Below are 4366 nucleotides of genomic sequence, written 5' to 3'. Positions count from 1 at the left end.
TCCAGGAGGGCTCCGGCCTGTCCAAGGAGGAGATCGACCGGATGATCAAGGACGCCGAGGCGCACGCCGAGGAGGACCGCAAGCGTCGCGAGGAGGCCGACGTCCGCAACCAGGCCGAGTCGCTGGTCTACCAGACGGAGAAGTTCGTCAAGGAACAACGTGAGGCTGAGGGCGGCTCGAAGGTTCCGGAGGAGACGCTGGAAAAGATCGATGCCGCCATCGCCGACGCCAAGACGGCGTTGGGCGGTACCGACATCACCGCGATCAAGTCCGCGATGGAGAAGCTCGGCCAGGAGTCCCAGGCTCTGGGCCAGGCGATCTACGAGGCCACGCAGGCCGAGCAGGCCGCCGGCGGTGGCGCCGCCGGCGGTGACGCGGGTTCGTCGGACGACGACGTGGTGGACGCCGAGGTAGTCGACGATGACCAGGAGAACAAGTGAGTTCAAGCGATCCGCACGAGCCGGTGACCGTCACCGACAAACGGCGTGTCGATCCGGAGACCGGCGAAGTTCGTGAGCAGGCTTCCGGCCCGGCCCCAAGCGGGCCGGGGTCGGAGCCGTTCGCGGGGGAGACGCCCGAGGAGGCAGGCAAGGCGGCCGAGCTGGTCGCTGACCTGCAACGGGTGCAGGCCGACTTCGCCAACTACCGCAAGCGGGCGCTGCGCGACCAGCAGCTCACCGCCGAGCGCGCCAAGGCCGCCGTCATCGCACAGCTGATCGGAGTGCTCGACGACCTCGACCGGGCCCGCAGCCACGGCGATCTGGAGTCGGGTCCGCTGAAGTCGGTCGCCGACAAGTTGGTGACTGCGCTTGAGGGACTTGGCCTTTCGGGCTTTGGCGCCGAGGGTGACGACTTCGACCCGGAGTTGCACGAAGCCGTTCAGCACGAGGGGGAGGGCACTCATCCCATCGTGGGCGCCGTGATGAGGCGCGGCTACATGGTCGGCGACCAGGTGATTCGCCACGCCATGGTGGGTGTGGTCGATACCGTGCCCGAGGCCGACGACGAGCAAGCCGAAGACGCCGACACCGCCGATAACACCGACGTGTCGAGCGACCAGACCGCAGAATCCTAGGTATCGGTGAGGAGGTGACGCGGCATGGCCCAACGCGAGTGGGTCGAAAAGGACTTCTACCAGGAGCTCGGCGTCTCCTCTGATGCCAGCGCCGACGACATCAAGCGGGCCTACCGCAAGCTGGCTGCCGAACTGCATCCGGACAAGAACCCGGCCGGCGCCGACCGGTTCAAGGCGGTTTCCGAGGCATACAGCGTCTTGTCGGACGAGGCCAAGCGCAAGGAATACGACGAAACCCGACGGCTTTTCGCCGGCGGCGGCTTCGGTCGGGGCCGATTCAGTGGCGGCGGCAACTTCGGCGGCTTTGGTGGGGATGGCGTCGAGTTCAATCTGAACGATCTGTTCGACGCGGCCGGACAGACCGGCGGCGCGAACATCGGGGATCTCTTCGGCGGCCTCTTCGGCCGCGGCGCCGCCCAGCCGCGACCCAGCCGGCCCCGTCGCGGCAATGACCTGGAGACCGAGACCGGGCTCAGTTTCATGGAGGCCACCAAGGGTGTGGCCATGCCACTGCGGCTGACCAGCCCCGCGCCCTGCACCAATTGCCATGGCAGTGGCGCGCGGCCGGGCACCAGTCCGAAAGTGTGTGCCACCTGCAACGGTTCGGGTGTGATCAGTCGGAACCAGGGCGCATTCGGGTTCTCCGAACCCTGCACCGACTGCCGTGGCAGCGGGTCGATCATCGAACACCCCTGCTCCGAGTGCAAGGGCACGGGCGTAACGACCCGAACCCGCACCATCAACGTGCGGATCCCGCCCGGCGTCGAGGACGGCCAGCGGATCCGGCTCGCCGGACAGGGCGAGGCCGGCCTGCGCGGTGCGCCTTCAGGCGACCTGTACGTGACCGTACATGTGCGGCCGGACAAGGTGTTTGGCCGCGACGGCGATGACCTGACGGTAACCGTCCCGGTCAGCTTCAGCGAACTGGCGCTGGGCACAACGCTTTCGGTGCCGACGCTGGAGGGCAAGGTCGGTGTGCGGGTGCCCAAGGGCACATCGGACGGACGCATCCTGCGGGTGCGCGGGCGCGGGGTGCCGAAGCGATCCGGCGGTCACGGCGACCTGTTGGTCACCGTGAAGGTGTCGGTTCCGGCGAAGCTGGAAGGGGAGGCGGCCGAAGCGCTGGAGGCCTACGCGAAAGCGGAGCGCGCCAGCGGATTCGACCCGCGGGCCGGATGGGCGGGTGCGTGATGGCCCACAAGCGCTCCAACGACCCCGATGCCTCGGCCCGGACCTTCTTGATCTCGGTGGCCGCCGAGCTGGCCGGCATGCATGCGCAGACATTGCGCACCTATGACCGGCTCGGCCTGGTCAGCCCGCGCCGCAGTTCCGGCGGTGGGCGCCGCTACTCGCAGCGCGACGTCGACCTGCTGCGGGAGGTGCAGCGGTTGTCCCAGGACGAGGGCGTCAACCTGGCCGGCATCAAGCGCATCATCGAGCTGACCAATCAGGTCGAGGCGCTGCGATCGCGCATCGGTGAAATGGCCGAGGAGCTGGAACGGTTGCGCGCCAACCAGCGTCGCGACGTCGCAGTGGTGCCCAAGAGCACCGCTGTGGTGGTCTGGCAGCCGCGAAAGACGCGCTAAGAGTTGACCGGTAATTGGTTGTGGGTTTTGAGGTTCCTGAGTCTGGCGATGATTTGGAGGGTGTGGTTGATGGCGTCGCCGCGGCGACGGCATTGCCGCAGTATCTGCCAGTCTTTGAGCCGGGTGATGACGTGTTCGACGCGGGCCCTGATGCGGCGGTGAAGCCGGTAGCGGTTATCTCGGATGATGCGCCCGGTCCTGTCACGCGGGGGTGTGGTGATACCGGGGATGCCGCGATAGCCGCCGTCGCCGAGGATATGTCGGCCGCCGGTGAGCAGCTGCGCGACGGTTGGGCGGGCGGCTACGACGTCGTTGCGGTTGCCCGGTCAGCACCCGCCGACGGCGATGACGCGGCGACGGTGAGCGCCGATGATGATTTGGGTGTTGACGCTGCGCCGGTAGTTCTTGCTGATGGCGGTGATCGACCGGTCGTGCACCGGGATCAGGGTGCCGTCGATAATCCACGGCGCGGCTTGCCTATTGGGATTGGGTTGCAGTACGCGGGCCAGCACCGGCACCAGGTGATGGAGGATGCGGTCGACGGTGGACTGGCTGGTGTCGAATAGCACGGCCAGCGCGCGGGTGGTCAGGTTGGTGCGCAGGTGGATCAGCACGGGCTGCACGCGGGCTGGTAGCGGTAGGCTCCAGGGTCGGCCGGGATGTGTCGGTAACCGTTGGCGGGCCAGGGTGTAGATGGTGTGGACTTGACCAACCTGTGAGGCCGGTGAGCGGGACCAGGTTTCGCCATCGGTGTGGCAGCGGGCTGGTGTCGGTGGGTGATGGTTTCATGAACCCCATGGCAGCCACGGGCACCGACACCACCACCGCTACCGGCGGTGACCTGGCGCCGCGGCGGCGGGGTAGGTCCAAGGCGCCGAACTTCAAATACGAGGGGCCGGTATCGGTGATCCGCCTCGACCTCGATGTCGGCGACGCACACGTGCGCCAACGCGTGCAGCGGCAGTGGGGTGCGGTGTTTCGGCTGCGGCGGGCACTGCATCGCGACGCCGCGGCCCGTTGTCGGGTGTATTGGGCGGCCAAGCGGGAACGCGGCGCCGATCCGAAGGGTCTGCGGGAGCGGCTGGGGTTGTCGCGCAAGGGCATCGAGGCCGCGGCCAAGGCCCATATTGAGGCCAGCGGGTGGATGCGCGATCACCTGACCAAGGCCATCGGTCTGCATGTGGCCGACGAAGTGTGGGAAACCGTCGACCGGCATCTGTTTTCGGACTCCTCGGGGCGCCGGCACGGGCCGCCACGCATCGGCTCGTGGTGGGACTTCACCCGCATCCCCGGCCGGGCCCGCTCGCACACCAAGACCACGCCGGCGTGGGAATCCTACCGGCTGGTCGGCACCCTCGACGGGCACCTGGACACCTACCGGCACCCGCAGCTGCCCGCCGCGGTGCGCACCGCAGCCGAGGCAGCCGGCCAGCTGGCGGGCACCTCGATCCTGGCCCAACCGGCCCGGCTCGCTGCGCCGGCGCGGCCAGCGAGCGGGTCGTGGTGGCACCACAGCGGTGCTCTGGCGGTGGTGTTCACCGGCCTGCCGGCCGGAGACCTGGTGTTGTCGGTGCGGCTGCCCCAGGGGGCGGGCCAGTGGGCGCATCTGAGCCATTTCCTGTCCGATCCGAGCGTGTGGCACAAGATCGACGTCGTACGTGGGCGAGACCGTAAAGCACCCGGCGGCTGGCGCTATTACGCCCAT

5 protein-coding genes and 2 pseudogenes are annotated in these 4366 nt (G+C 68.3%); 5 read left to right on the top strand and 2 right to left on the bottom strand.

Annotated features, from left to right (window positions below; all coding sequences use genetic code 11):
• The 4 genes from ACRDU5_RS17080 to ACRDU5_RS17065 all read left to right on the top strand — a co-directional run.
• Positions 1 to 440, top strand: a 440-nt coding sequence (locus ACRDU5_RS17080; protein WP_526615844.1) for an Hsp70 family protein, incomplete at its 5' end; no start/stop codon positions are given.
• Entirely contained in the window at positions 437 to 1075 is a 639-nt protein-coding gene (gene grpE, locus ACRDU5_RS17075) for a nucleotide exchange factor GrpE (RefSeq protein ID WP_526615843.1), read from the top strand. The genes ACRDU5_RS17080 and grpE, both read left to right, overlap by 4 nt.
• A 24-nt stretch (positions 1076 to 1099) precedes the next feature.
• Positions 1100 to 2266 carry a molecular chaperone DnaJ gene (dnaJ, locus tag ACRDU5_RS17070; RefSeq protein ID WP_526615841.1) on the top strand — a complete coding sequence of 389 codons (1167 nt, stop codon included), beginning with the start codon at positions 1100 to 1102 and terminating at the stop codon, positions 2264 to 2266.
• Complete coding sequence (locus ACRDU5_RS17065) at positions 2266 to 2661, top strand: heat shock protein transcriptional repressor HspR (protein ID WP_526615846.1); 396 nt, start codon at positions 2266 to 2268, stop codon at positions 2659 to 2661. Before dnaJ ends, ACRDU5_RS17065 begins: the two co-directional genes overlap by 1 nt.
• On the opposite strand, the pseudogene ACRDU5_RS17060 reads toward ACRDU5_RS17065, so the two are convergent.
• Positions 2658 to 2975: pseudogene (locus ACRDU5_RS17060) on the bottom strand (transposase family protein); the annotation flags it as partial. The gene ACRDU5_RS17065 and the pseudogene ACRDU5_RS17060 overlap by 4 nt on opposite strands.
• Before the next feature lie 12 nt (positions 2976 to 2987).
• A complete protein-coding gene (locus ACRDU5_RS17055; protein WP_526615840.1) occupies positions 2988 to 3284 on the bottom strand; it encodes a transposase family protein in 297 nt (98 codons plus the stop codon).
• 173 nt (positions 3285 to 3457) lie between these two features.
• On the opposite strand from ACRDU5_RS17055, the pseudogene ACRDU5_RS17050 reads away from it, so the two are divergent.
• Positions 3458 to 4366, top strand: a pseudogene (locus ACRDU5_RS17050) (transposase); the annotation flags it as partial.

It is taken from the genome of Mycobacterium sp., assembly GCF_050701515.1.
Classification (GTDB): domain Bacteria; phylum Actinomycetota; class Actinomycetes; order Mycobacteriales; family Mycobacteriaceae; genus Mycobacterium.
The sequence above is the reverse complement of the archived record's forward strand: the minus strand, read 5'-3'. Positions and strand labels throughout refer to the sequence as shown.

Coding starts and splice junctions, on each gene's coding strand:
- ACRDU5_RS17065 (WP_526615846.1), top strand. CDS start 2,266: ATGGCCCACAAGCGCTCCAACGACCCCGATGCCTCGGCCCGGACCTTC.
- dnaJ (WP_526615841.1), top strand. CDS start 1,100: ATGGCCCAACGCGAGTGGGTCGAAAAGGACTTCTACCAGGAGCTCGGC.